Source organism: Embleya sp. NPDC005575 (assembly GCF_040605455.1).
Taxonomy (GTDB): Bacteria; Actinomycetota; Actinomycetes; order Streptomycetales; family Streptomycetaceae; genus Embleya.
The window spans coordinates 40,232-63,479 of record NZ_JBEXCV010000036.1 but is presented as its reverse complement, the minus strand read 5'-3'; the positions used below and the strand labels follow the sequence as shown (position 1 = coordinate 63,479).

Here is a 23,248-nt window from a genome sequence, read left to right as displayed (position 1 = left end):
GGTCTCATTCCGAACCCGGAAGCTAAGCTCTCCAGCGCCGATGGTACTGCACTCGAAGGGGTGTGGGAGAGTAGGACGCCGCCGGAATTTACGTGTGAAAGGCCCATCCCGAATAGGGATGGGCCTTTTGCGTTTTTCGAGTGCGGTATGGTCGTGCGCATGCCTGACAACGAGATGGATCCTGCAGCCAGCACTCAGATGTTCCGGGCTTTCGTGAACGAGGACCGCCCTGCGGCCCCCGGCGAGCCGGCCCGGCGCAGCACCCCGCCGGTGTTGTTGATCGCCGGAGTCGTGATCGCGATCATCGTGGTCGCGGTGGCCGTGCTCATTGCCGTCAGCTGACATACCGACGGGCGGGCCCCAATCGGGGTCCCGCCCGAGGTATGCGGTGGATCGGTATTCACCGCAGCGGTGCGCACCGCGCGGATCGGTGCGTCAAGCGGTCACGCCAATGGCCACAGGGCGACCACACAACCGTCGTCGTCACGCAGGCGAAGGCCCTCGTCCACGTCGCGCAGGTAATCGAAGAGCGACGGCGGCGTACGCCAGTCCTCGGCGAGACGCGGCGCGAGTCCGGCCGTCGGCTGACCGAGCGCCTCGGCGAAACCGCCGGTCATCATTACCAGGACGTCGGTCGGACGCCACGTGGTCCGGCAGATGCGCAGCTGATCGTCACCGGCCTGGCCGGGAATCGCCGCCGGGGCGGCCTCCGCGGAAGCGTCCCGGATGCCCAGCGGTGCGCGCCAACCGCCCTGAGCCAGGCGGAGCACGGTGCTGTCGCCGAGCACGGCCATGTCGACCCGATCGTCCTCCAGCGGATCCGCCGCGGTGACCAATATCGCCAGCCGCGTGGCCGGTTCCGAGCGGCCCATCTCGTGTGCCCGGTCGGCGGTGCCGGCGAGCCGGGTGCGCAGGTCCTCCTCGACCTCGGTCTGCACCCCGGCCCAGTCCCAGTTCTCGTGTCGCTCGCGCGCGACCATCCTGGCGACCGTGCGATAGGCGCTGCGGACCGCGATCTGTGCGGCGAGTTCGGACGCATGCGCGTTGTCGACGCCGTCGCAGACGATCGCGATGGTCCACCGCGCGCTCGGGTCCGGGCCGACCGCGAAGCAGTTCTGCCTCGGCAGGCCCTGCTGCTGGTGCAGTTCGCCGCGGACGCCGGCGGCGCGGACGTTCAACCGGCCCAGTCGGCCACCGTCGACGACCATGCCGCCGCCGTCGGCGAGCGCTGGTGGAGGCAACATGCGCAACATCCTTCGCGGTACCTCGTCGACCGCGCTCTCCGCGGCCGGCTCGGGGCGGTAGGGCACGCGGGGAGCCGCGGGCGCCGGTACGAACGAGGTGCCGGGCTCGCCGTCGTCGTCCGGATCCGGCGTGCTGCCGGCGTCGAACCGGCGTCGGTCGTCGGGCTCGTCGTCGAGGGCGGGCATCGTGTCGACCGTTGTCGCCCGATCGGACTCCGCAGCCGGGGCGGGCCGATGCTTGGGGATCGGCGGGTAGGCCGGGCGGCGTTCGGACGACGGGCTCGGTCCCGGGTCGAGCGGGTCGACCGGATCCATCGGATCCGCGGGTTCGATGTGGTCCTCGGGCTCCGGCTGCCACCTCGGGGCCGGGTCCTCGCGGCGTCCCGGACGCGCGGTGCCACGCGACGGGGGCAGCACGCCCTGCGGCTCGCGGTGCAGCCGGTCGGGCGGCATCGTGTCGCCGGGGATGCTGTCGGACATCGGCGTGCCCGGGGACGGCGACGAGCCGAGCATGACGTCTTCCCAGTGCGAGGAGCCGGTCCGCCGCCGGGTGCGTCCCGACGTCGGGGGCGGGGCCGCGTCGTAGTCGGGGTCGTACTCCGGGCCCTGGTCGCGGCCGTAGTCGTACACCCCGGCGTCGGCCTCGTACGGATCGCGCCGGCCGAAGCCGGGTCGGCGGTCGTAGGGGTCCGGCTCGTCCTCCTCGGCGGGTGCACCGAAGCCGAACCAGTTCGCTACCCGACGCGCGCGGCCGGAGCGGCGTCCGGCCTGATCCGGTGCCTGGTCCGGGTAGCCCACCGGCCCTTCGGGTGAGACACCATCGCGGTCGTACTCCGGGTCGGGCCGACGGTCGTAGTCGGGATCCGGCCGTCGGTCGTAGTCGGGATCGGGACGTTCGCGACCGGTCGGGCCGGGACGTCGTGGACCCTGTACTCGCGGGATGGGCTCGGCCGGCGAACCATCGCCGGGGGTGTGGCGCTTGCTGGTACCGTCCGGCACGGCTTCCTCCTTCGCCTCGGGCCGGCCGGCGAGCCGGTCCCGTCGTGTCGCCGGTGGGCGTACCGTCTCCCCACCCGTGCGACAAGTATCAACAGGTATAGCGTGCACGGCCCGTGCCCGTGTGCGCACGCGCGCGCGTTGGTCCCCACTTTGCCCCAGGGTCGCCCCGCCCACTGTGCGGATGGCGGGCTCCTACCCGCAATCCCGATGCTCGGTCCCCACTTGACGACGTATCAGGGAAACTCTCGGGCACCGGGTCGGCGTTCCCCGTCGCGACCGCGGATGTCCCGGATCGGGCAGGTCGGTGATCCGGGGGGCGAAGTTGCCCGAAAATACGGGTGGTTGGAGTGCCGGTCGGCGGCCCGGGTGAGGGGCCGGTGCGGATGCGCTCGATCCTCCTCGGTGATGCGTTCGTCTCTCCATACGGCACCGTCTGGAGCAAGTGGCCTGGTCATCACTACAGTGGTGCTCGTCGCGCGGTAGCAACGACCGGTTGTTTTCCAGGTGGTTCCCGCGCGCTCACGAACACTTCCTCTTCGGGAGCACAACCGCATGCGCATACGCACCACCCGCCTCGCGACCATCGCCGTGACGGCGGCGCTCACGCTCGGCGGCTCCGTCGCGGTGACCACGTCCCAGGCCACGGCCGACGCGGGCAACAGCGAGGCCAACGTCTCGGCCCGAGGCGGTCTCGGCATCGTCACGAGCGCTTCGGCCGTGGCCAACGCGGACGGTACGTACACGATCACCTGGACCGACCGTTGGCCTGGCCCGATGCGCGTGTACGCGTCCACCGACGTGGACCGCTTCACCCGGCTCGTCGGCACCGCCGACGGCAACTCGCTGACCGTGTCCGGCCTGGACCCGGCGCAGCGCTGGTACTTCAACGTCACCCCGGCCGGCCCGTTCGTCGGCGTGGTCACCGCGCCGCGCTCGCTCGGTTTGCGGAGCGCGCCCAACGCCCGCGACATCGGCGGCTATCGCACCGACTGGGGCCTGAGTGTCAAGTACGGCCAGGTCTTCCGCACCGACGCGCTCGGCAAGGCGAGCGACGCGGACGTGGCCCGGCTCGCGAGCCTGGGCGTGGACGAGTCCGCGGACTTCCGCACGGACACCGAGATCGCCGGAAACGGCGCGAACAAGCTGCCCGCCGGCACTCCGATCAAGAACCTGCCGATCGCCGACGGCAACCTGACCAACATCACCAACGCCGCAGTGGGTAGCCGGGACCCGATCAAGCAGCAGGAACTGCTGGGCGACGGCAAGGCCGCGGCCGCGCTGGAGAACATCTACCGGGGCTTCGTCGACGACCCGGCCCAGCGCGCACAGTTCACCACCGTGCTGCGGGACATCGCGGACGGCAAGTCGGTGATCTACAACTGCACGGCGGGCAAGGACCGCACCGGGTGGATGACCGCGATCATCCTCAAGGCGGTCGGGGTCGACGACGCCACCGTCTACGCCGACTACCTCGCCAGCAACGACAACCTCCGGGCCCGCAACGAGGGCACGAAGGCCGGTCTCAAGGCCGCCGGCCTGATGCAGGACCCGACCCTGATGGACCCGCTTCTGTACGTGCAGAAGTCGTACCTGGACACGGCGTTCACCCAGGTGCAGAAGAAGTACGGCTCGTTCGACGATTACCTGCGCAAGGGTCTGAACATCGACCCGATCACCGAACTCAAGCTCCGGGCGCAGCTGCTCACCTTCTGAGCAGGCGGACGACCGCGCGCCCGGCCTCGACCTGCCGCCCGGCAAGGGCTCTGACGATCCGTCAGGGGCCTTGCCGGCAGTGGTCGAGGCCGGGCCGCTCAGGCGGACAGATCGGCGCGCAGGCGCGCCAGCGCGCGGGCGAGCAGGCGGGACACGTGCATCTGCGAGATACCCAGCCGCTCGCCGATCTGCGACTGCGTCATGTTGCCGAAGAAGCGCAGCATGATGATCTGCCGGTCACGCGGACTCATTCGAGCCAACAGCGGTCGCAGCGCCTCGCGGTATTCGACGCCGTCGAGCGCCTCGTCCTCCTGTCCCAGCCGGGCGATCAGCGCGTTGTCGCGATCGTCGTCGAGGTCGTGGGCGTCCAGCGACGCGGGCGAATAGGCGTTGGCCGCCTCCATGCCCTCGAGGGTCTCCTCGACGGTCAGGTTCAGGTGCTTGGCGAGCTCGACCACTGTCGGGGCGCGGTCGTACTTGTGGTTGAACTGCTCGGTGGCCTCGGCCAGGGCCAGGCGCAGCTCCTGGAGCCGGCGGGGCACCCGCACGCTCCACGAGGTGTCCCGGAAGAAGCGCTTGATCTCGCCGATGATGGTCGGCACCGCGTAGGTGGGGAACTCGACGCCGCGATGCGGGTCGAAGCGGTCTATCGCCTTGATCAGCCCGATGGTGCCCACTTGGAGCACGTCCTCGTACTGGTCCGTGCGACTGCGGAAGCGGTTGGCCGCGAAGCGCACCAGGGGCAGGTTCAGCTCGACCAGGGTGCTGCGCACGTAGGCGTGCTCGGCCGATCCCTCGACGACATCGGTGAGGCGGAGCAGGAGGGTTCGGGACAGCGTACGCGTGTCCTGGGGGGTGTCGGTGCCGGAGCCCCTGACCGCGCGGACGCGGGGGGTGCCGGTACGGGGAAGGCGCGCGGGCGCGGCGCGGTCGGCGGTCGAGCCGGCCGTGCCCTCGTGGGAAGCATCTCGCAGCAGCACTGGAGAGCCCACCTCCTCGTCGGTCCTGGAGCGGAACCTGGCCGCTGCCGGCCATGGTGGAACGGCAGCCGTCGTTCGGTACCCCCTTACCGGCGAGGGTCACCGCTCCAAACCCCTTGCGACATCCCCGATTTGTCAGGTGATGCGGGTGTATCTAGCGGCATGTCGACAGTACGAAAGCCGCAAATCACCGCAAAGACATTTCGAGGTTTTACCAGCCGTTTCGTGTTACTCGCCGGTCGTGTCGATTAGTCGACGTCGGGACCGAACAGTTGATCGCACACCTTCAGGTAGACGGCGTCGGGTCGGGGGACGAACCCGACCTCCTTGAGGGGTTGATCCTGCCCCGCGGACTCCATCACGAACGTCCCGTGCCCGAGTATTCGGCCGCCCGGAGTGCGCCGGTAGCTCATGTCGGTCACCTTGGTCAGCGGCATCATGTTGACCCGCTTGGCGATCAGCCCGGTGGCCAGGATGATCCGCTTGTCGGTCACGATGAAGTAGTCGTTGCGCCAGGTGAGTACGTGCCCCGAGCACCACAGCAGGAGTCCCGCCCCGATCGGCCACACGCCGTAGTGCACGGCCAGGTTCTCGGCCGGGAAGTACCACAGCAGCACGAGGAGGAAGGCCAGCCCGAGGGCGGTGGTCGCCAGCGGGCGCAGGATGATGGCCCAGTGCCGGCGCACCGCTATCGCGCAGACTTCGGTGGGCAGCAGGTACCTGCGTATCGCGTGTGGGTCGACGGTGGAGCCGGTGACCGGTCCCGCCCCCACCTCTCGACGTGCGCGCCTCAGCTCGTCCAGCCGCTGATCTGATCGCCGCACCACTTGGCGGCGGACGACATGGCCTGGAACCACTGCGCGACCAGGTCGGAAGCCTTTTCCGGCGTGGCGATGATCGTATAGATGACGAAAACGATCAGGAGCAGCGTCAGGATTCTTTTGGTCTGCGCCTGCATCTCCCCGCCTCCCCGAATGAGGTATCGGGGAGAAACAATAGGGGAGAGGGAGCAGCCGCGGGGGGACCGGCCACTCACTCTCCCCTGTGGGACCCCCGCCGGAGCAAAGGTGGGTCGTACCTTCGCAGCATCGGCAAACAGTCCCGGGGTGCCTGCGGGGCTCCTGCCCAGCCCCGGGCACACTTCCAGCATGCGCCGAGGTGTGCCGCCGCGCATCCGGCGTTCGGCCTGACGTGGAAGGGCCTTGGTCCCGCCGGGGATGCCCGGCCGCGATCCGCCCCGGACGGCCGTACCCGCAGGTGGGCGCCGGGGTCGAGCCGGGCGCACGGAGATCCGCCGGGCGGGCCCTACTACCCGGCGGTGCCGTACAGCCGGTCGCCCGCGTCGCCCAGGCCCGGGACGATGTAGCCGTGCTCGTTGAGCCGCTCGTCGATCGAGGCGGTCACGACGGTGACGTTGGCCTCGGTGTCCTGAAACGCCTCCTGCATCACCTTGACGCCCTCGGGCGCGGCGAGCAGGCAGATCGCGGTCACGTCGTGCGCGCCGCGGTCCAGGAGCAGCTTGGTGGCCGCGATCAGGGTGCCGCCGGTGGCGAGCATCGGGTCGAGGACGTACGCCTGCCGGCCGCTGAGGTCGTCCGGCATCCGGGTCGCGTAGGTCGACGGTTCGAGGGTGTCCTCGTTGCGGATCATGCCCAGGAATCCGACCTCGGCCGTCGGCAGCAGCCGCACCATGCCGTCGAGCATGCCCAGCCCGGCCCGCAGGATCGGGACCACCAGCGGACGCGGGTAGGAGAGCTTGACGCCGGTGGTCTCGCTGACCGGCGTGCTGATCGCCACCGGGTCGACGCGTACGCCTCGGGTTGCCTCGTAGGCGAGCAGCGTGACCAGTTCGTCGGCGAGCCTCCGGAAGGTCGGCGAGTCGGTGCGCCGGTCGCGCAGGGTGGAGAGCTTGTGGGCCACCAGAGGATGGTCGACGACGTGAATCCGCATGGTGCGACATTAGCCGTTTGGCCTGGCGGCGACCCTGCCGGGTTGTCGGTTTCGGGGCGTGTTCGGCGGCATTCGCCGCCCGGTCGATCGGCCCGACTCGCGTGTATGCGGGGAATGTCGGGCGAATTGCGTTCGTTGCACCCATTTGCGAACACACATTCGGCGTGACATGCCGGTGTGATGACTGAGCCGGCGTGTCCCGGGAACTACAGCCACGTTGGTTTCGGCGGCGTTTCGAGCCCTGGGGCGTGGTGATGGAGAGTCGGGAACCTCGAACGACGGCGGCCGAGCGCCGCGAGGAGGAGGCGGCGCGCCGACGCCGACGCACCCTTTTCCTGCGAGAACTGGCCGAGGCGCGCGAGTTGCGGGCCCGCATCCAACCGCGACGCGTGCGCAATGAGCGGCTACGGCAGATGATGCGGATGCGTACGTTCCGTTACTGAAACCGGCCGTCCCTTGATCGTCTCGGCGACCTTGCCCGTCTACGTGCGCCAATTCCCGTCGTGGTGGTCCGATATCTGCCACGATGCGAGGGACAACGCCGAAGCGAACGATCTTGGAGAGTCCCGTGGCGTACTTCGCCGCAGTGCTCGTGCGTACAGACGAGCAGTGGGAGGCCCGTGAAGCCGACCTCGACGACGTCGAGGACTCGGCGGGGATGACCGCGCTGGCACGGTCGGCGGCGGTGGACGACGAGCCGGTGCTTTTGTTCGTCGAACAGGAGGACACCTGGTTCGCGGTCGTCCGAGTGGACGGTGAGGAGGATCCGCGCATCTACGTCTCCGACGTGGCCGCGGTGTCCCGTAGCGCCTACGCGGACGCGTTGCTGACGGCCGACGTGCTGGACGGCCTGGAGGAGGACGACGAGGCCGTGCTGCCGCCCGGCCCCGCCGGCGACGAGACGGTGCTCGTGGACCTGGGGGTGTCGGCTCAACTGCTTGCCGACCTCGCGGGCGAGGCGGGTCTGCCGGCGGACGCCATCGCGGTGATAGCGGAACGCCTGGGCTGCGCGGACGAGTTGGAGACGGTCCGCTGAGCACGATGCCCCCGCCGGTGCCCGAGCCCCGGTTCGACCCCGCACTGCGTCGGTACGAGCCGGCCATGCGGCTGGCCTTGGCCGAGGCGGCCCTGGCGGTCGACACCGGGGATGTGCCGGTGGGGTGCGTGGTGCTCGGCCCGGACGGCGCGGTGCTCGGCCGCGGCCGCAACGAGCGCGAGGCGCACGGCGACCCGACGGCGCACGCGGAGATCCTCGCCCTGCGCGAGGCCGCCAAGGCCGTCGGGGAGTGGCGCCTGTCCGGATGCACCCTGGTGGTCACCCTGGAGCCCTGCACGATGTGCGCGGGCGCCATCGTGCTGGCCCGGGTGGACCGGGTGGTCTTCGGCGCGTGGGACCCCAAGGCCGGCGCCGCCGGCTCGCTGTGGGACGTGCTGCGCGACCGGGGCCTCAACCACCGCCCCGAGGTGGTCGGCGGCGTCGCGGCGGCGCAGTGCACCGCCGTCCTGCGCGACTTCTTCACCCATACCCGCCCCCCGGAAACCGGTTACGAAGCACACCCCGGCATCCGGTAAGCTCTCTCTCGGTAGCGTGTCCGAGTGGCCTAAGGAGCACGCCTCGAAAGCGTGTGATGGTGCAAGCTATCCGTGGGTTCAAATCCCACCGCTACCGCTCTTGAGCAGGACATACGAAGGACCCGACCGCGTGCGGTCGGGTCCTTCGTCGTTGTGGCCTTACACCGGTTACTCAGGCGGGGACGGGCTCCAGGGTGGCATCGTCGAAGGGTGGGTAGCTCTCGCTGCCCGTTTGCTCGGCCGCGTCGATGTAGGCGGTGAGAGCGTCGCGGGATCGGGCGAGTCTGTCCAGCTGATCCTCCAGTCGCCGCAGCCGCGAGCGCATCGCGGTCAGCAACTCGGGACACCCGGGCAGCTCCGGGGCCTCTCCGACCGCGCAGGGCAGCAAGTACGCGATGTCCTCGGAGGACAAGCCGGCACCGAGCAGGTGGCGGATCTGCTTCACCCGCAGCACCGCGTTCTCGTCGTACTCGCGATAGCCGTTTGCGCGGCGGTCCGCCTCCAGCAGACCCTGGGCCTCGTAGTAGCGCAACTGATGGGCGTTGACGCCCGTTCGGCGGCTCAGTTCCCCGATTCGCATCGAAACCTCACTTGACCTTCGCACCGGTATCAACGTTGACGATGCTGCCATGAACAACGAAACCGCTACTCCCGTGACCGTCATCGGACTCGGACTGATGGGCCGGGCACTCGCCGGCGCGTTCCTGAGGGCCGGGCATCCCACGACCGTGTGGAACCGTACGACCTCCAAGGCCGACACATTGGTGGCCGAGGGCGCCCGGATGGCGCCGACGGTCGGCGACGCGCTCGACGCGGGTTCCCTGGTGATCGTCTGCGTCACCGACTACCCGGCCATGTACGAGCTGCTCGGCGCGAGCGCCGTCGAGCCGGCCGGCAAGATGTTGATCAACCTCACGTCGGGCGACTCGGCCCAGGCCCGGGAAGCCGCCCGATGGGCCGAGCAGCGCGGCGCCCGCTACCTGGACGGCGCCATCATGGCCATCCCGTCGGGGATCGGGACGGCCGACGCGGTGATTCTGCAGAGCGGGCCGCAGTCGGACTTCGAGGCACACCGGTCGACGCTTGAGGCGCTCGGGACCGTCGGTTACCTCGGTGCGGACCATGGGCTGGCGTCCCTGTACGACGTGGCCGGCCTGGCCATGATGTGGAGCGTCCTGAACGCCTGGCTCCAGGGCACCGCCCTGGTCCGGACGGCCGGGGTCGACGCCGCGACGTACGCGTCGTTCGCGCGGCAGATCGCCGTCGGAGTGGCCGAATGGTTGCCCGGGTACGCCGAGCAGATCGACCGCGGCTCCTTCCCGGCCGAGGTGTCGGCCCTGGAGACCGACGCGCGGGCGATGGCACACCTGATCGAGGAGAGCGAGGCGTTGGGGGTCAACGCCGAACTGCCGAGGTTGATCAAGGCGATGGCCGACCGTTCGATCGCCGCCGGACACGGCGGGGAGCAGTATCCCGTGCTGATCGAAGAGTTCGGCAAACCCGGCAACGGCTGATCGACACCGGCCCCGACGCAGACCCGACACCGCCCCGGGAGTCGGCCCGGGCCCGTCCGGCAGCGTGCGGCGGGGCCCGATGTGCCGCTGCCGCCTCCGCGGGGTGCGGGGGCGGCAGCGGGTGGGGTGCGTGCGGCGGGTCAGCAGCCCGGGGGGCGGCTCGGGGCCGGCGGGGGCGGCGGGGACAGGATCGCGGCGGCCTGCTCCGGGGTGGCCAGGTCGGTCCAGCCGTCGCCGATCACCAGGTCGACCGAGCCGTCGGTGCGCTGGTCTTCCTTGCCGGTGCTCGCCGCCACCTGGGCCGCGACCACCTTCGCCGGGGTGGTGCCGGGGAAGCCGTGCCGGATCTCGGCGGTGGCCGCGATCGGCTGGTTCAGCGGATCGTTGGTCACCTTGCCGATGAGGAAGCCGCGCGCCTTGAGGGCGTCGCCGACGGTCTTGGCCAGGCCGGTGCGCTTGGTCGCGTTGTAGACGTTCACCGTGATCGTCTTGGGCTCGGGCAGCGCCACGGGCGGGGTGGCCGGCGAGGCCGAGGCCGTCGGCGAGGGGCACGCGGCGGCCTTGTCGCCGCCGTCGTCGGACGTGAAGTGGTACACGCCCCAGCCCGCGGTGGCCAGTACGACCAGGCCGACCACGATCGCGATGACGACGGGCATGCGCCGCCTGCGCCGCGTCATCCGCGGATACAGCTTGCCAGTGATCTTGTACTGGCCTCCCATGCCGCGGGGAGTGAGCATGCTCATCGGTGTGCCCCCGTCCTCCTCCTGCACGGCATGGCCGTGATCCCGGTCGCCATGGAGTCGAGGTTAGCGCCGACGCGGCACCTTGCGTATCTGGGCACGGCCGTACGCGAGACGACCACCTGATCGGGCCGCCGGGGTTGCGTGCTCAGCCGAGTTCGAGCACGCGCGCGTGCAGCACTTGGCGCTGTTGGAGCGCGGCCCGAACCGCGCGATGCAGGCCGTCCTCCAGATAGAGCGCACCCTGCCATTTCACGACGTGCGCGAAGAGGTCGCCGTAGAAGGTCGAGTCCTCGGCGAGCAGCGTGTCGAGGTCGAGTTGCCGCTTCGTCGTGATGAGTTGGTCCAGACGCACGGGCCGCGGGGCGATGTCGGCCCATTGCCGGGCACCCGACCTCCCGTGGTCCGGGTACGGTTTGCCGTCACCGATCCGCTTGAAGATCACAGGCTCAGCCTACCGGGATCGCGGTCGCCTAACCCCCACTCGGCGCCGATGCGAGGGAGCGGGGGTGTGGATCAAGCCGGCTCGGATGGCCGATCCGCCGGGGCAATCGGGATATTTCTTGTCCTATCGGTGTATTCGTCTTCCGCATTTCGGCGAGCGGAGGAGCGAATGAGCGAGCAGGACGACACGATCGCGGCCATCACGGCCGGATACGCCTTCACCGGGCCCGCGCTCGAACTGGGCGCGGCCGTGGTCGAGGGCGTCGCGCATCCCCGGGCGCGGGTGCGCGTTCCGCTCGCGGTGCTCAATCGGCACGGCCTGGTCGCGGGCGCGACCGGCACCGGCAAGACCAAGACGCTGCAACTGATCGCGGAGCAGTTGTCCGCGCAGGGCGTGCCGGTCTTCCTCGCCGACGTCAAGGGCGATCTGTCCGGCGTCTCCGCACCCGGCGTTCTTGGCGACCGGGTCGCCGCGCGTGCGGCCGAGGTAGGGCAGGAATGGCAACCGGTCGGCTGTCCGGCCGAGTTCCACGCGCTCGGCGGGATCGGGCCGGGTGTGCCGATCCGGGCCACGATCACCGACTTCGGGCCGACCCTGCTGGCCAAGGTGCTGGACCTGAACGAGACGCAGGAGTCCTCGCTCGGCCTGATCTTCCACTTCGCCGACGAGCGCGGGCTGGAACTGGTCGACCTCAAGGACCTGCGCGCGGTGATCCAGTACCTGACGGACGATCAGGGCAAGGCCGAACTCAAGGGCATCGGCGCTTTGTCTGCGGCCACCGCCGGGGTGATCCTGCGCGCGCTGATCACGCTGGAGAACAACGGTGGCGGGGCGACGGGCGGGCCGACGCCGACGGCCACGCCTTCGGACACCGGCCTTGGCCTGCTTCCTCGGCCTACTCCCTCGGCATCTTCGCGAACGCCTCGATCCAGAACCGCTGCTTGTCCACGGATTGGCCGACCAGGTAGCTGGAGCGCAGCTTCGGCGGCAGGCCGGCAAGCAATTGCGCCACGGTGTCCAGGTGTTCACGCAGCTGCGACAACTCGGCGTTGGCCAGCACCTGGTGCACGATGTCGGTGTCGTCGGTGCCCTCGCCCGATTCCTCGTTGGCGGCCTCCAGCCGGCGCACCCACTCGGCCAGATTGGCCGAGATGTCGCCGAGGCCGGTGGCCGGGTTCTCCGCGAACCGGGCCTCCAGCGCGTTCAGCGGCACCGGCGCGTACTCGCCGTCGCCGAGGTAGACCTTGGCCATCTCCAGCGGCAGTTCGCGCTTGTGCAGCTTGATCAGCCGCTCCAGGGTGCGCTTGGTGATCCAGTCGCGGCCCTCGTCGTCGATGTCGTTCTTCCACCACTCCAGCACCGTCTCGGCGACCGGGCCGTAGGTGCTGATCAACCACTCGTTGGCGGGGATGTCCTCGGGACGGATGGTCAGCGACGCGGTGAAGCGGGTTGCCTGCGCGATGTTGTTGCGCGAGACGAGCATCTTGCGGCCGAGGTGGTACGGCGGGTTCTGCAGCGCGATCTGGGCGCGCAGGCCGGGAATCGGGCGGCCCGCGATGGACCACTCCTGGGTGACCTCCATCAGCTTGGCGAAGGTCGACTTGTCCTTGGGCCGGTTGTACTCGTCCCAGACGATCACCTTGGCGCCGGGATCGGTGAACTTGGCGGCGAGCAGGTTCTCCAGCGAGCCGTCCGGGGTGGGCACCGGTGCGCACAGGTCCTCGACGTTGGTCACCGGCAGCGAGAAGTAGATCGGTTCGCGACCCAGTTCGGCGCGCACCACCTCCCGCACCACCTCGGTCTTGCCGCAGCCGGGCGGGCCCTGGATCAGCACCGACCAGCGGCGGTGGATCGCCTCGCGGACGATCCGGCGCACCGAGTCCGGCGTCTGGTCGGGGTTGCGCACGTTCAGGCCTGCGGCGATCCGGTCGAGCACCTCGTCGGTGCGGTCCGGGCCGGGGGAGCCGTCCTTCTTGGTCTCGGTCAGCGCGAGCCGGTCGCCGTTGACCAGCGGCAGCCCCCACACCAGCGGGAAGCCGGCCAGCGCGCAGTCGATCACGTGCTCCAGGGTGCGCGGGGACACCAGTTGGCGCAGCGCCGGGGACAGGCTCGTCCAGACCTGGAAGACCGGGGTCAGGTCGGTGCCGGCGAAGCGCTCGGCGAGCTTGTACCGCCACGCGGTGTCGGTCGCGGTGATCTTGACCGTGACCATCCGGTCCAGGATGGCCAGGTCGGTGCGCCGGGTCGCGGTCTCGGCCAGCGATTCGTTGTCGGTGAGAAAGACGCCCACGCAGCCCAGTTCGCGCAGGTCGTGCTCGCCGAGCGTCCAGTTGCAGGCGATCTGCATCAGTTGCGACTGGATCGTCTCTCCCGCCTGCAACGCGTCGTCGATCAGCAGCACGAACCGTTTCCCGGGCCGCAGTTGACGCATGATCAGCTGACGCAGCACCAGCTCGCCGGTGCGCGTGTCCCGGACGGGCGCGTTGATCAGCAGATCGTCCGGGGTGAGGTTGGCGGCGGGTACGAAGACCAGGACCGTGTCCTCGTGCCGGTCCGGGATGTGGCTGAAGAACGTCGCCGTCTTGCCGATGCCGTGCTCGCCGAAGATCTGGCCGGTCTGGCCGAGGTCGATCATCGCGTCGATGAACTCCTCCAGCTTCGACACGCCCTTCCAGCCCTTGGGACGTTCGGGGTAGGTGGCGGTGGCCTTCCACTTGGGCTCGGACGCGGGGCGGCCGGCGCGCGTGGTGTCAGCGGTGATCGTCATGGTTCCTTCCGGGTGCTGCGCACGGCGTGCTGCGGAAAGCTCTTCGGCGAGGCGCGTCGGCATGGACGGGCCCCGATCAGTGGTCGCCGGTGACGACGCGATGGCAGTCCATCGGCGGGTTGTGCCGCTCCGGCCAGTCGTCCCCGCCCTGGGTGATCAGCCAAATCCACTTGTCCGGGTCGGCGGGGGTGATCGCCGGCGCGTAGCCGTCGGTGAGCATCACCACCGCGTCGACCGATTCGTCGAAGCGGCCCGACCCCTCGATCTCCAGTCGGCCCTCGACGTAGTCGGCCACGTTCTGGAAGTTCGTACCGCCGCCGCCCAGCACTCGTTCGCCCGGCTTGAACGGCATCACGGTGCCGTCGAAGCTGAGCCAGTGCGTCTCGACGCCGTCGGCCTTGCCGACCAGCTCGGTCAGCCAGTCCACCACCTGGTCGGGCATCGACCCCGAGGTGTCGTAGGCGATCACCACGACCTTGGTGCGCTCCAGGCCGCGCCGGGCGAGCATCGGGTCGTGGCCCAGCGCGGCCAGCAGTGCGCCGCGTTTCTTCGGGTAGACCAGGCGCTCGCCCTCGCGCAGCTTGGACGCGAGCACGTCCACCAGCCATTGCTGCCACCACTCGACCCGGCGGGTGCGCTGGGTCTCGCCGCGCAGGAAACCCGCGCCCAGGTCGCCCCACAGCTTGGAGGTGCGGTCGGTGGCGCCGTCGGTGCGCGCGAGCAGGTCGAGCAGCTCCTGTCGGGCCAGCCGTTCGCCCCGGCGCGCGGCGAGCAGGACGCTGCGCAGCACCTCGGAGGCCACCCGGCCGACGGTCTCGCCGTCCATGCCGTCGTTGACGCCGGTGCCGTCGCCCAGGATCACGTGCACGCACAGCGGGGGCGGCACCGGCGGGTTCTTCATGCGCTTGAGCTCGGCGTAGACGGTCGCGTCGGTGTCCACGAAGTCGTCGTAGGACAGTGCCGCCAGGCCCTGCTCGGTGAGGTCCTGGACGTAGGTGCGGTGGATCAGCCGCGGGTCGATGCCGGTGGGGTCCTCGATCAGGGTTCCGCTGTCCGGGTCGACCCGGCGCAGGATCGGCAGCGTGCTGCGGCCCAGGCGGGCCATCGCGACGTGGTTGATGGTCACCTCGGCGGCCAGCGTGAACACCGGGTCGGCGCGCAGCTCGGTCTCGGTGAACAGGTGTCGCTGGATCAGGTGCCGGGCCTCGTGGAAGAGCACGAACTTCACGCCGTCCAGGCCCAGATCGCAGAAGAACTGCGGGTTGTACAGCAGTAGGCAGGTGCCGTCGCCGGAGGCCATCACGGCCGCGGTGTCGATCGCGGTGGTCGGGATGTGGTGGTGGCACTTGGTGTACAACCACGAGGCGATGACCGACAGTTCCATGCCGAAGTCGAGCAGCGCCTCTTCCTTGAGTTTGCGGGCCCGCGCGATCACCTCGTCGTCGGCCGGTCGCCAGGCCTCCAGCGCCCGACGGTCGGTCAGGCTCACGATCGGCGCCTGCGGGGCACGTTCGCCGTACGCCACGTCCGTCACCTCCCCTCGGTGTCGTTCGATGATCCCAGTGCCGACCGACAGCGGCTCGACCGGCCCGGGGCACTGCCGGCCGCCGCCGCGGCGGTCGCGGCCGGCTCGGTCAGGCCCATGCCGGCGCCGCCCTGGGCGAGATGCGCGGCGACCACCCACCCCCGGGTGTCGGCGCCCAGGTGTTCGCGCAGGATCCTGGCCACCGGCCGGGCCAGGCGGGGCCGGCGGGGTGCGGCGTCGAGCACCTGGACGGCGGGTGCCTCGGCGAGGAAGCGCTCGACGGTCAACGCGCCGCTTTCGAGCAGGTCGATCAGGTTGGGCCGGTACGGGTGGGCGCGGCCGGGCGCGGCGAGGGCCACGTCGTGGTGTCGACCGAAGCTGCCGCCCGATGGGTCCCGCTCGGCCGAGGCCCGGGCCAACGATGCGCTCACGTCGGGGCGTTCGCCGAGCCGGCGGCGGACGATCAGTTCGGCGCCGACCTCGGGGCCGGTGTGCCACAGCAGATCCCGCACCGCGTTGCCCACGCCCCGCCCCCATCCCCCTCGCCCGGTCCGCCGGATTCACATTGTGTGCCGCGGTGGGACCCGGGGTCAGGGGGTTTTCCCGCGATCGGCCGGCGGCGGGACGGGCGGGAAGCCGATGTCGCTTCCCGCCGCCCGATCGGGTGGTCGGGCCGCCGTACGCCCGGCCCGAGCGCAGTGGTGAACCGGCTGGGGCGGCGGCGAGCGGACTCGCGGCTCACGCGGCGACGATGAACTCGCGCACCTTCTCCACGAACTCCTCCTGCTTCTCGAACATCACCACGTGTCCGGAGTCGATCTCCGCGTACGTGCTGCCTGCGATCGCGCCGTGCAGCGCACGGCTGTGCTCCACCGGGATGGTGGCGTCCTGCGTGCAGCCGACGACCAGCGTGCGGGCCCGGATTCCGGGCAGCAGCGGGCGCAGGTCGGCGGTGAGGTTGTAGTCCACGTGCCGCAGGGTGCCCGGTGTGGGCGGCATGTTCGCCAGCATCGCCTCAACGGCGTCGCGACCGATCGAGTTCAGGAAACCCCGGCTGAAGCCGGTCATCGTCACGTTGCGGGAGAACGACTCGGCGTCCGTGCGACCCAGCCGCTGCCACACGGTGAACAGGTTGCGCAGGTATTCGTCGCTGTCCACGTGCGCCCACCCGGCGACCAGGACCAGTCGGCGGACCAGATCCGGGCGCAGCGCGGCGACGGCCGCGACCACGGTCGAACCCATCGAGAAGCCGAGCAGGTCCACCGCGCCCAGGCCGGCGTCCTCGATCACCGCGATCACCTGGCCGGCCAGGATCTCGACGGTGAGCTCGCCGCCGTCGTCGGGGGTGGCGTCGGTCCCGGACAGGTCGGGTGCGATGACCACCCGCTCGTGGTCGAACAGGGGAACGGTCGAGCCCCAGTTCACCGGCGCGCCCACGGATCCGGTGCCGTGCACGAGCAGGAGCGCGGGACCGGAACCGGTGCCGGAGACGGTGTAGTGGACCTGGGCGTCGGCAACCTCGACGACGGTGCACTGAAGCGAAGAGGTTTGCCTGTTCGGAAAGGCCGCCGGCGGGCCGGGGCGCCGAGGGGGCGGATGCGGTCACCGGGTCGGGAGGGCGTTCGGGTCGCCATAGGGGATCGCGTCGGTGAGCGTGGTGTACGTGCCGGTCTCGAACATTTCCCGGGCCGAGCGGCGCACCACGGCGTACGGCCTCGGCGATCGCGGAGCCGAGGCTGTCCCGGGCCACGCCGAGCTTGCCGAGATCGGCGACGGTGGGGGCGCCGGGGCCGACCAGTACGTTCAGCGGGACGGGCAGGGCCTCGGTGAGGCCGGCCACGGTGGTCGGGTCGGTGGCGCCGGGGCTGGGGCAGCCTGGCCACATGCGGCAATGGGTGCCGGAGCCGAGCGCTGCCCCCGGGCGACGTGCACCCCCGCGTACGGCGGCCGGCCACGTTCACCGGCCGACCGATGACGCCCCGGAGCGTGGTGCGGACAGCGTGGTGCGGAATTGCAGCGTCGCGCACTCGGCGAGAGGCTGGATGGGAAAGCCCTGCGGCGTCCGGTGACCTGCAAGCCACGGGCGGCGCCGGGGCATCGGCGCACGATTGCTTACCGAGGGTCGGCCGGCGGGAAGGCCGAGCGGGTTTGCGGTCCGCGTCCCGTCAGGGAGATGGTCATGGACGGCAATATCCTCGAAGACATGCGCGGCGCGCTGCGCGGCCCGGTCATCGGACCGCAGGATCCCGACTACGACCCGGCACGCCGGATCTACAACGCGATGATCGATCGACGGCCGGCCGCCTTCGTGCGGTGTGCGGACGCGGGGGATGTGATGGCCGCGATCGACTTCGTCCGCGAGCACGACCTCGAATTCGCGGTCCGCGGCGGCGGACACAGCGGCCCGGGCCTGTGTGTGGTCGACGACGCGGTCACCCTGGATCTGGCGCCGATGCGCTGGGTACGCGTGGATCCCGTCGCCCGCACGGCCCGGGTCGGCGGCGGCAGCCTGCTCGCCGACCTCGACCACGCCACGCACGCCTTCGGCTTGGGCGTACCCGCCGGAATCATGTCCACGACCGGTGTCGGGGGCCTCACCCTCGGCGGCGGGCACGGTCACCTCACCCGCAAGTACGGCCTGACGGTGGACAGTCTGGTGGCCGCGGACGTGGTGTTGGCGGACGGCAGCTTCGTCACCGCGAGCGAGTCCGAGCACCCGGACCTGTTCTGGGCCCTGCGCGGCGGTGGCGGCAACTTCGGCGTGGTCACCTCGTTCCGCTTCCGGCTCCACCCGGTGGGCACCGTGATCGCCGGGGTCACCCTGTGGCCGGTCGCGCAGACCCGCGAGGTGCTGCGGTGGTACCGCGAGTTCCTGCCACAGGCGCCCGAGGACCTGAACGGGTTCTTCGCGGCGCTCACGGTCCCGCCGGGTCCGCCGTTCCCGGAGGAGATCCACGGCCGGAAGATGTGCGGCGTCGTATGGTGCTGGACCGGGGACCCGGAGACCGCCGAGAACATCCTCGCGGTGGTGCGCGAACCGGGCCCGCCGGCCTTCCACTTCACCGCGCCGATGCCCTATCCCGTGCTGCAGACCATGTTCGACGAACTGATCCCCACCGGCTTGCAGTGGTACTGGCGCGGCGACTTCTTCGACGCGATCCCGGACGACGCGATCGACGTACACGCCAAGTACGCGGAGAACCTGCCCACGGACCTGTCCACGATGCACCTCTATCCGGTCGACGGGGCCGCGCATCGGGTCGACGCGCAGGACACCGCGTGGGGTTACCGGGACGCCATGTGGTCCGGCGTGATCGGCGGCATCGACCCGGACCCGGCCAACGCCCGGGCCATCCGGCAATGGTGCGTCGACTACTGGCAGGACCTGCACCCGCACTCGATGGGCGGCGCCTACGTCAACTTCATCGGCGCCGACGAGAGCCGTGATCGGGTGGAGGCCACCTACCGCGACCACTACGACCGGCTCGGCGGGATCAAATACAGGTACGACCCGCACAACCTCTTCCACGCCAACCAGAACATCAAGCCGACCGCTTGAGGCGGCGATCGGTTGAGCGCCGATCGGCCGGGGCGCCGATCGCCGCGCCGGTCGATCGAGGCGGCGACCTGTTGAGAAGAACACGTCCGGGGGCGTATCGGCTTGGCCGTTCGACCGGTTCGGCCCTCGTGGCGGGCTTGCGGGCGGTCGATCGGTATGGGGGCGCAGCGCGGTCGCGGCCGAGGCGCAGACGCTGCGCCGGCTGGAACGGGATCTGCACGACGGTCCACAGCAGCGGCTGGTACGGCTGACCATGGACCTGGAGACGGTGGCGCGTCGGCTGGACGACGATCCGGATCGGGCGAGGCCGCTGGTGGCCGAGATGATCTCGCAGAGCCACGAGGCGTTGTCCGAACTGCGCGCCCTCTCCCGGGGGATCGCCCCGCCGATCCTGGCCGACCGGGGCCTGGCCCCGGCGCTGACCGCGGCGGCGGCGCGTCGTCCGATCCCGGTCGAGCCGACCACCGATCTGCCTCGTGGGCGACGGTTCGCCGCGGCGGTGGAGAACACGGCGTACTTCGTGGTCGCCGAGGCACTGACCAACGTCGCCAAGCACGCCCGGGCCGAGCACTGCACGGTGTCCGTGAGCGTGGACGAACGGGCGCTGTTCGTACGGGTATGGGACGACGGGTGCGGCGGGGCGCATCCCGGCAAGGGGCACGGTCTGGCCGGCCTGATCGATCGGCTGGCCGCGGTCGAGGGCAGGCTGGACGTGGACAGCCCGGTGGGCGGGCCGACCACGCTCACCGCCGAGGTTCCGTTGGGCGGTGTGGGGGAGCATTGATGCGGGTGGTGTTGGCCGAGGACTCGCTGCTGTTGCGGGAGGGCCTGGTGCGGTTGCTCGAGGAGATCGGCGCCGAGGTGGTGGCGGCGGTCGGCGACGGTCCCGCGCTGGTCGAGGCGGTTACCGCGCATCGCCCGGATGTCGCCGTGGTCGACGCAGGATGCCGCCGACCTTCACCGACGAGGGCCTGCGCGCGGCCCTGCGGATCCGCCGCGAAGTACCCGGCACCGCCATCCTGGTCCTGTCCCAGTACGTGGAGGAGGCCTACGCGGAGGATCTGCTCGCCGACGGCGGTGGTGTCGGCTACCTGCTCAAGGACCGCGTCTCGCGCCTGGACGACCTCTCCGACGCCCTGACCCGAGTCGCGGCCGGCGGCACCGTCCTCGACTCGGAAGTCGTCTCCGCCCTGTTCACCCACCGCCACCGCCACGACCCGCTGGCCGCCCTGACCCCACGCGAACGCCAAGTCCTCGGTCTGATGGCCGAGGGCCACCGCAACAGCGCCATCGGCCGGATCCTGTCGCTGACCCCGGGCACCGTCGAGAAGCACATCTCGGCCATCTTCGAAAAACTGACCCTCCCGCCGTCCCCTGACGCCCACCGCCGAGTTTTGGCGGTGTTGACCTGGCTCCGCACCACGACGACCTGAGCGTTTCGGGGAGGGGGCGCGGGGGCGATCGAGGGCTTGGGCTTGCGATCGGGCTCGGGCTCGGGGTTTGGCTTGGGCCCGCGTGACCGGCTGCTGCGACGTGGATGTCGACCCTGGTGATCCCGATGCAAACCGCCGAGTCGGGGACTGGCCGACGCGGTTTCGGCGCGGGTTCGGGGCCGCGGAACCCGTTCGGGGTTCGGTATCGGCAAGCGGGCCGAGCGGGTGAGGGACTCCCGGCGGACTCGGTCGGTACCGTGCGATGAAATGATCGCCTGCCACGGGTAGTTCGGGGCCTTGGCGCCCCGACGCCCTCGGCGGAGCGCACGTCGCCGACGGGCGGAAACTCGGGAGCCTACGGGGGAGCGGGGCATGTGGGGTTTGGGCACGGTGCTGGGCGGCCGGTACACGCTGGCCGAGCGGCTGGGCGGCGGCGCCATGGGCGAGGTGTGGCGCGCGGACGACGGCGTACTCGAACGGCAGGTCGCGGTCAAGATCCTGTTGCCCGCGCTGCTGGCCGACGTCAAATTCGCCGAGCGCTTCCGGCGCGAGGCCAAGGTGCTCGCCGCGCTCGACCACCCCGGCATCGTCGACGTGCACGACTACGGCGAGAGCGGGTCGGAGCCGCGCGTCGCGTACATCGTGATGGAACTCGTCGCCGGACGGCCGTTGGACGCGGTCATGGCGGACGGTGAAGACGATGGCGACGGCGCGGCCATGCCCACCGGCCGGGCGCTCGGCATCGTCGCCCAGGCGTTGGACGCGCTGCACGCGGCACATCTGCGGGGCATCGTGCACCGCGACGTCAAGCCGTCGAACCTGATGATCGGCACCGACGACCGGGTGACCGTCACCGACTTCGGCATCGCCCACTCCACGGCCGAGACCAAGCTCACCGCTTCACACGCGGTGCTCGGGACGGCTCGGTACATCGCCCCGGAGCAGGCCCGCGGCAGCGGCGCGGTGCCGGCTTCCGACCAGTACGCGATCGGCGTGCTGTGCTACGAACTCCTGACCGGGGAAGCGTTGTTCGCCGGTGACGCGGTATTCGAGGTGCTGCTCAAGCACATTCGGGAGCCGGCGCCCGAACTCCCGGCGGACTTCCCCGAGGCGGTCCGCGCCTTGGTGGCGAAGGCGCTGGCGAAGGAGCCGGAAGACCGCTACGCCGACGCGGCCGAGATGGCGGACGTGGCTCGCGCGGCGGCGCGCGGGGCGGTGGCGGGTACGCCGGAGACCGCGGTGACCGCGGTGACGGCGGTTGCCGTCGCGGGCGCGGTGGGCGGGGACGCGGGGGCGGGTGAGGCGAATTCGGGTACGGCGGGGGCGGCCGACGGGTGTGCCGGGGCCGACCTCGGCGCCGACGCCGGGGTTGCGGTCTCGGGCTGTGTCGCTTCCGATGGCACGGGTGCGGTCGACGCCGACGCGGACGCCGACGCGGACGCCGGTGACGCGGTAGCGAGCGACGCGGCCGGCGTAGGCGCAGCAGCAGGCAGCGCGGGTGGCCTCGATCCGGCTTCGGGCGGAGCCGACCTCGACAAGGCGGCGGCACCGGGCGGGTCGGTGTCGGAATCCGCAGCCGACCACGTTCCCGGCGCGCCCGAGGCATCGGCCCCGGCCGCCGCGTCAGTCGCTACGGACGCTCCGCCGCCCGCCGCCGTACCTGCTTCCGCTCCCGCTTCTGCCGCCGCGCCCGGATCCGCTACTGCTTCCGCGGCAGTTCCCGTCGCCGTCCCCGCGCCCTCCTCGACCCCGCCGGAGTCGACCTCCGTTCCGCGCGACACAACACCACCGCCCGCGAGCACTCGCGCCTGGAAGCGGCACGGCATAGCCGCCGTCTTACTGGTTCTGGGCGTCATAGCCGGAGTCGTCGCCACGGTCGTGTTCGTGCAGCCCCCCACCGGCCGATCCGATGCGGACCGCAACGCACCGAACGCACAACCGACCGCAACCGAGAGGTGGACCCCCTCAGCCGCATCGGCCGATCCGGGCCTGGGCTCGGCGCCCCCTCCGACAGCCGCCACGGGCACCCCGAGCACGAACGCCGGCGCAAGCCAATCCCCCGGCACCGCCCAAGTCGGCGGCAGCGCGGGCGGCCCGGTTCCCCCTCCCGGCGGTACCAACGCCGGTGGCGCGAACGGTGGTGGCGCGAACGGCTCCGCGTCCGCTGGGGCAGGCGGCTCACCCGGCGGCGGCAGCGGCGGCACACAATCGAAGCCGCCCGCGTCCACCCCACCCCCGGCCCAGAACACCCCGCAGGGTTGCGGCGGCGACCGCTGGGGCGCCATTACCAGCGTCGCCGACGGACGCAGGATCGGCCTCGCCGCCGACAGCCCCACCCAGGGCAAGGGACTGATCATGGACGGCAACTCCCAGTACGGCTGGGTGCACTCGGTCTCCACCTGGGACACCTTCCACACCTGCAGTTTGAGCGGCCCGGCAATAGGCCAGCCGTACGGGAATTCCGCCCGCCCCGAACTCGCCGTCGGATACACCTACTCCACCAACTGGAGACTGGTCGAAGCTCCCACCTCGGGCGCGGTCTACATCAAGGACTACGCGGGCCAGAACTGCCTGACCAACAACGGCTCGGGCAAGCCGCTGTCGGTCGTCGACTGCACACCCGGGAACAAATACCAGCAATGGCGCATCCCGTAACACCGACCCGCAGGCGACCTGCGTATCCCGAGCCCGCTCCCCGCGCCTCGTCCTGGACCTCTGACCCATCCGCCCCGGGACCGACACCCCTCCCGGCCTCCAGGACCCGATGACGACGAACGCCCCGATCGCATGGCGGTCGGGGCGCTCCG

20 protein-coding genes, 1 tRNA gene, 1 rRNA gene and 3 pseudogenes are annotated in these 23,248 nt (G+C 70.8%); 12 read left to right on the top strand and 13 right to left on the bottom strand.

The genetic code is table 11. The annotated features are described in order from the left end of the window. A 5S ribosomal RNA gene (gene rrf / locus ABZS54_RS15310) occupies nucleotides 1-87 on the top strand; the annotation flags it as partial. 356 nt (nucleotides 88-443) lie between these two features. On the opposite strand, the gene ABZS54_RS15305 is transcribed toward rrf, so the two are convergent. Continuing rightward, a complete protein-coding gene (locus ABZS54_RS15305; RefSeq protein WP_355534965.1) occupies nucleotides 444-2,243 on the bottom strand; it encodes a protein phosphatase 2C domain-containing protein in 1,800 nt (599 codons plus the stop codon). Nucleotides 2,244-2,795: 552 nt separating this feature from the next. Between ABZS54_RS15305 and ABZS54_RS15300 the strand changes: the two genes are divergently transcribed. Beyond that, entirely contained in the window at nucleotides 2,796-3,956 is a 1,161-nt protein-coding gene (locus ABZS54_RS15300) for a tyrosine-protein phosphatase (protein ID WP_355534963.1), read from the top strand. Nucleotides 3,957-4,054: 98 nt separating this feature from the next. Here the strand turns inward: ABZS54_RS15300 and ABZS54_RS15295 are convergent, their stop codons facing one another. The 4 genes from ABZS54_RS15295 to upp form a co-directional block, all read right to left on the bottom strand. Next, nucleotides 4,055-4,936: a SigB/SigF/SigG family RNA polymerase sigma factor gene (locus tag ABZS54_RS15295; RefSeq protein WP_355534961.1), complete on the bottom strand. Its 882-nt coding sequence runs from the start codon at nucleotides 4,934-4,936 to the stop codon at nucleotides 4,055-4,057. Nucleotides 4,937-5,184: 248 nt separating this feature from the next. Next, a complete protein-coding gene (locus ABZS54_RS15290; protein ID WP_355534959.1) occupies nucleotides 5,185-5,709 on the bottom strand; it encodes a PH domain-containing protein in 525 nt (174 codons plus the stop codon). A 17-nt stretch (nucleotides 5,710-5,726) separates the two neighbouring features. Continuing rightward, nucleotides 5,727-5,894, bottom strand: coding sequence for a hypothetical protein (locus ABZS54_RS15285; RefSeq protein WP_020556777.1), 168 nt, complete (start codon nucleotides 5,892-5,894; stop codon nucleotides 5,727-5,729). Between the two features lie 350 nt (nucleotides 5,895-6,244). Next, entirely contained in the window at nucleotides 6,245-6,886 is a 642-nt protein-coding gene (gene upp, locus ABZS54_RS15280) for a uracil phosphoribosyltransferase (RefSeq protein ID WP_020556778.1), read from the bottom strand. A gap of 254 nt (nucleotides 6,887-7,140) precedes the next feature. Here upp and ABZS54_RS15275 point away from each other — a divergent pair, with 254 nt between their 5' ends. The 4 genes from ABZS54_RS15275 (at nucleotide 7,141) to ABZS54_RS15260 (ending at nucleotide 8,555) form a co-directional block, all read left to right on the top strand. After that, nucleotides 7,141-7,329, top strand: coding sequence for a hypothetical protein (locus tag ABZS54_RS15275; RefSeq protein WP_026219506.1), 189 nt, complete (start codon nucleotides 7,141-7,143; stop codon nucleotides 7,327-7,329). Between the two features lie 125 nt (nucleotides 7,330-7,454). Further along, the gene (locus ABZS54_RS15270) at nucleotides 7,455-7,922 is read left to right on the top strand and encodes a tRNA adenosine deaminase-associated protein (protein ID WP_355534957.1); all 468 of its coding nucleotides are present in this window, start codon (nucleotides 7,455-7,457) and stop codon (nucleotides 7,920-7,922) included. A 5-nt stretch (nucleotides 7,923-7,927) separates the two neighbouring features. After that, complete coding sequence (gene tadA / locus ABZS54_RS15265; protein WP_355534955.1) at nucleotides 7,928-8,458, top strand: tRNA adenosine(34) deaminase TadA; 531 nt, start codon at nucleotides 7,928-7,930, stop codon at nucleotides 8,456-8,458. A 10-nt stretch (nucleotides 8,459-8,468) separates the two neighbouring features. After that, nucleotides 8,469-8,555 (top strand) — tRNA-Ser (locus ABZS54_RS15260). 75 nt (nucleotides 8,556-8,630) lie between these two features. On the opposite strand, the gene ABZS54_RS15255 is transcribed toward ABZS54_RS15260, so the two are convergent. Next, a complete protein-coding gene (locus tag ABZS54_RS15255; RefSeq protein WP_355534953.1) occupies nucleotides 8,631-9,038 on the bottom strand; it encodes a MerR family transcriptional regulator in 408 nt (135 codons plus the stop codon). 49 nt (nucleotides 9,039-9,087) lie between these two features. Between ABZS54_RS15255 and ABZS54_RS15250 the strand changes: the two genes are divergently transcribed. Beyond that, the gene (locus ABZS54_RS15250; protein ID WP_355534951.1) at nucleotides 9,088-9,972 is read left to right on the top strand and encodes an NAD(P)-binding domain-containing protein; all 885 of its coding nucleotides are present in this window, start codon (nucleotides 9,088-9,090) and stop codon (nucleotides 9,970-9,972) included. Between the two features lie 140 nt (nucleotides 9,973-10,112). Here ABZS54_RS15250 and ABZS54_RS15245 read toward each other — a convergent pair whose 3' ends face one another. Beyond that, nucleotides 10,113-10,709, bottom strand: a complete 597-nt coding sequence (locus ABZS54_RS15245; RefSeq protein ID WP_355534949.1) for a LytR C-terminal domain-containing protein — start codon at nucleotides 10,707-10,709, stop codon at nucleotides 10,113-10,115. 151 nt (nucleotides 10,710-10,860) lie between these two features. Continuing rightward, entirely contained in the window at nucleotides 10,861-11,157 is a 297-nt protein-coding gene (locus tag ABZS54_RS15240; RefSeq protein WP_355534947.1) for a type II toxin-antitoxin system VapB family antitoxin, read from the bottom strand. Nucleotides 11,158-11,325: 168 nt separating this feature from the next. Between ABZS54_RS15240 and ABZS54_RS15235 the strand changes: the two are divergent. After that, nucleotides 11,326-11,961: pseudogene (locus tag ABZS54_RS15235) on the top strand (helicase HerA-like domain-containing protein); the annotation flags it as partial. 91 nt (nucleotides 11,962-12,052) lie between these two features. Here ABZS54_RS15235 and ABZS54_RS15230 read toward each other — a convergent pair. The 5 genes and pseudogenes from ABZS54_RS15230 to ABZS54_RS15210 form a co-directional block, all read right to left on the bottom strand. Beyond that, a complete protein-coding gene (locus ABZS54_RS15230) occupies nucleotides 12,053-13,924 on the bottom strand; it encodes an AAA family ATPase (RefSeq protein ID WP_355534945.1) in 1,872 nt (623 codons plus the stop codon). Between the two features lie 76 nt (nucleotides 13,925-14,000). Further along, complete coding sequence (locus ABZS54_RS15225; protein WP_355534943.1) at nucleotides 14,001-15,458, bottom strand: hypothetical protein; 1,458 nt, start codon at nucleotides 15,456-15,458, stop codon at nucleotides 14,001-14,003. Then, nucleotides 15,455-15,973 (bottom strand): hypothetical protein, encoded by a 519-nt coding sequence (locus tag ABZS54_RS15220; protein WP_355534941.1) that lies wholly within the window; start codon nucleotides 15,971-15,973, stop codon nucleotides 15,455-15,457. Before ABZS54_RS15220 ends, ABZS54_RS15225 begins: the two co-directional genes overlap by 4 nt. Nucleotides 15,974-16,187: 214 nt before the next feature. Continuing rightward, nucleotides 16,188-16,910, bottom strand: a complete 723-nt coding sequence (locus tag ABZS54_RS15215) for an alpha/beta hydrolase (protein ID WP_355534969.1) — start codon at nucleotides 16,908-16,910, stop codon at nucleotides 16,188-16,190. Between the two features lie 307 nt (nucleotides 16,911-17,217). Beyond that, nucleotides 17,218-17,334 (bottom strand): annotated as a pseudogene (locus ABZS54_RS15210) (hypothetical protein); the annotation flags it as partial. Nucleotides 17,335-17,628: 294 nt separating this feature from the next. Between ABZS54_RS15210 and ABZS54_RS15205 the strand changes: the two are divergent. The 4 genes and pseudogenes from ABZS54_RS15205 (at nucleotide 17,629) to ABZS54_RS15190 (ending at nucleotide 23,096) form a co-directional block, all read left to right on the top strand. Further along, a complete protein-coding gene (locus tag ABZS54_RS15205; protein ID WP_355534939.1) occupies nucleotides 17,629-19,008 on the top strand; it encodes an FAD-binding oxidoreductase in 1,380 nt (459 codons plus the stop codon). 22 nt (nucleotides 19,009-19,030) lie between these two features. Then, on the top strand, nucleotides 19,031-19,792 hold the full coding sequence (locus tag ABZS54_RS15200) for a histidine kinase (protein WP_355534967.1): 762 nt from the start codon (nucleotides 19,031-19,033) through the stop codon (nucleotides 19,790-19,792). Then, nucleotides 19,792-20,441: pseudogene (locus ABZS54_RS15195) on the top strand (response regulator transcription factor). The gene ABZS54_RS15200 and the pseudogene ABZS54_RS15195 overlap by 1 nt, the downstream one beginning before the upstream one ends. A 372-nt stretch (nucleotides 20,442-20,813) precedes the next feature. Next, nucleotides 20,814-23,096: a serine/threonine-protein kinase gene (locus ABZS54_RS15190; protein ID WP_355534937.1), complete on the top strand. Its 2,283-nt coding sequence runs from the start codon at nucleotides 20,814-20,816 to the stop codon at nucleotides 23,094-23,096. Nucleotides 23,097-23,248 lie beyond the last annotated feature (152 nt).

Coding starts and splice junctions, on each gene's coding strand:
- ABZS54_RS15300 (WP_355534963.1), top strand. CDS start 2,796: ATGCGCATACGCACCACCCGCCTCGCGACCATCGCCGTGACGGCGGCG.
- ABZS54_RS15285 (WP_020556777.1), bottom strand. CDS start 5,894: ATGCAGGCGCAGACCAAAAGAATCCTGACGCTGCTCCTGATCGTTTTC.
- upp (WP_020556778.1), bottom strand. CDS start 6,886: ATGCGGATTCACGTCGTCGACCATCCTCTGGTGGCCCACAAGCTCTCC.
- ABZS54_RS15275 (WP_026219506.1), top strand. CDS start 7,141: ATGGAGAGTCGGGAACCTCGAACGACGGCGGCCGAGCGCCGCGAGGAG.
- tadA (WP_355534955.1), top strand. CDS start 7,928: ATGCCCCCGCCGGTGCCCGAGCCCCGGTTCGACCCCGCACTGCGTCGG.
- ABZS54_RS15255 (WP_355534953.1), bottom strand. CDS start 9,038: ATGCGAATCGGGGAACTGAGCCGCCGAACGGGCGTCAACGCCCATCAG.
- ABZS54_RS15250 (WP_355534951.1), top strand. CDS start 9,088: ATGAACAACGAAACCGCTACTCCCGTGACCGTCATCGGACTCGGACTG.
- ABZS54_RS15245 (WP_355534949.1), bottom strand. CDS start 10,709: ATGCTCACTCCCCGCGGCATGGGAGGCCAGTACAAGATCACTGGCAAG.
- ABZS54_RS15230 (WP_355534945.1), bottom strand. CDS start 13,924: ATGACGATCACCGCTGACACCACGCGCGCCGGCCGCCCCGCGTCCGAG.
- ABZS54_RS15205 (WP_355534939.1), top strand. CDS start 17,629: ATGGACGGCAATATCCTCGAAGACATGCGCGGCGCGCTGCGCGGCCCG.
- ABZS54_RS15190 (WP_355534937.1), top strand. CDS start 20,814: ATGTGGGGTTTGGGCACGGTGCTGGGCGGCCGGTACACGCTGGCCGAG.